Source organism: Streptomyces sp. ICN903, from assembly GCF_022015835.1.
Lineage (GTDB): Bacteria > Actinomycetota > Actinomycetes > Streptomycetales > Streptomycetaceae > Streptomyces > Streptomyces fenghuangensis.
Genome location: NZ_JAKMAY010000528.1, coordinates 1 through 1,880, shown reverse-complemented (window position 1 = coordinate 1,880; position 1,880 = coordinate 1). Strand labels below are relative to the sequence as shown.

The 1,880-nt window shown below is 72.7% G+C and carries 2 protein-coding genes and 1 pseudogene; 1 reads left to right on the top strand and 2 read right to left on the bottom strand.

Annotated elements, in window-relative coordinates; all coding sequences use genetic code 11:
* Both mshB and L7D48_RS28530 read right to left on the bottom strand, forming a co-directional pair.
* Positions 1 to 922: N-acetyl-1-D-myo-inositol-2-amino-2-deoxy-alpha-D-glucopyranoside deacetylase (gene mshB, locus L7D48_RS28535; protein WP_237883955.1), on the bottom strand; the 922-nt coding region annotated here is incomplete at its 3' end.
* A 24-nt stretch (positions 923 to 946) separates the two neighbouring features.
* Positions 947 to 1,141: a hypothetical protein gene (locus L7D48_RS28530; RefSeq protein ID WP_093661216.1), complete on the bottom strand. Its 195-nt coding sequence runs from the start codon at positions 1,139 to 1,141 to the stop codon at positions 947 to 949.
* Between the two features lie 314 nt (positions 1,142 to 1,455).
* Here L7D48_RS28530 and L7D48_RS28525 point away from each other — a divergent pair.
* Positions 1,456 to 1,880, top strand: a pseudogene (locus L7D48_RS28525) (S9 family peptidase); the annotation flags it as partial.

Genomic DNA, 1,880 nt, shown 5'->3' with positions numbered 1-1,880 from the left:
CCGCGCCCCCGGCCGTCCCCACCAGCCCCTCGAAGAGGTCGCGCAGCGGCCTGCCGGGGGCCTCCGTGCCGTCGGCCAGCCGGAAGTGCTCGGTGTGCAGCAGCGGCTGACCGAGCCGGTTGGACAGGGCGAAGGACTGCGGCGGCCCGGACGGGGAGTCGGCCACCACGATCTGGGTGGCGTGGGCGCGCATCGCCGCGGCCTTGGCGGCGGCCTCTGCCTCACCGCCCTCGACGACGGCGTCCACCTGCGTGTCCTCCACCACACCGGGGACGTCCCCGGCCGAGGCGAGTTCCGGGAAGGGAGCGCCGCCCGAGGCGCGCAGACGGGCGAAGCCCTCCTCGACCGCCGAGCGCGCCGCGCAGTTCCAGTAGACGCGCCCGACCCGGTGCGGCTCCCCGTCCCGCTCCGTGCGGTACGCGGGGTCGGCCGCCAGTTCCACCGCGCGCATCGCGACCCGGTGGGTCTGGATGTGGTCGGGGTGACCGTATCCGCCGTTCGGGTCGTAGGTGATCAGCACCTGGGGGCGCACCTGGCGGATCTCCTCGACGAGGTGGGATGCGGCCTCGTCGACGTCCGCCCGCCAGAAGCAGTCGGGGCGCTCGTTGGCCGGGGTGCCGAACATCCCCGAGTCCCGGTAGCGGCCGGGGCCGCCCAGGAAGCGGTGGTCGGCCACGCCCAGCTCCCGCATGGCATGCCGCAGTTCGCCGATCCGGTGCGGCCCCAGTCCGTCCTCGCGGTCGGCCGCGAGGTGCGCCAGGGCCGGCGGGATGACCTCGCCCTCCTCCCCCAGCGTGCAGGTCACCAGGGTGACCAGCGCACCCTCGGCGGCGTATCGGGCCATGGTGACGCCGTTGGTGATCGACTCGTCGTCGGGGTGCGCGTGGACCAGCATCAGGCGGCGCGCGGGAAGCTCGGTCATGAGGGCGAGCCTACGCCGCCGGTGTCAGAACTTGATGCTGCCGATCATGCCGGCGACGTTCGATGTCAGTTCGCTGATGGTGGGAGCGATCGACGAGCTGGCCATGTAGAAGCCCAGGAGCATGCAGACCAGTGCGTGTCCGGTCTTCAGCCCTGATTTCTTGATCAGCAGGAAGACGATGATCGCCAGCAGCACCACCGCCGAAATCGAGAGTGCCACGGCGGTTCACCTCCAAGAGCGCGCGGTCGACACGGAATCAGGATGCTTGTACGACAGGGCAGTTCTGAAGCTACATACCCCGCCGCGAACCATGCGCAACGGATCATAACTTTCCGTGAGTCGGCACGGATCGGTGCACGGGTGCAGAAGAGGGGCGCACACCTGTGTGACCTTGGACACGTCCCCTTCCCCCGACCGGCCGCAGGCCCTTCCGGGGCTCCGGGAGGGACCCCGGAAGACGCGTGGAGGGTGCCCTGGGACCGGTGGCGGGCGCACCGCGGGAGCATGGCCGCGCGACGCCGTACGCTCGCCCCATGGTCATGTCGTTTCCACGCCAGTACGCCAGAACCCAGCGCTTCACCCTGGGGGCGCCGCGCGCCTTCACCGTGGCCCCGGACGGCTCCCGGATCGTCTTCCTCCGTTCCCGCGGCGGCACCGACCGGGCGAACCTGCTGTGGGTGCGGGAACTCGGCGGCCCCGGCGGGCCCGGCCCGGACGGGGGCCGGGAGCGCGCGGTGGCCGATCCGGCGGAGCTGCTCGGCGGTGCGGACGAGGAGCTGTCGCCCGAGGAGCGCGCCCGGCGCGAGCGGAGCCGCGAGGGGTCGGCCGGGGTGGTCGGCTACGCGACCGACTCCGCGGTGGAGACCGCGGCCTTCGCCCTGTCCGGGCGGCTGTTCACCGCCGACCTGCGCACGGCCGCCGTACGCGAGCTGTCCACCCCCACCCCGGTGGTGGACCC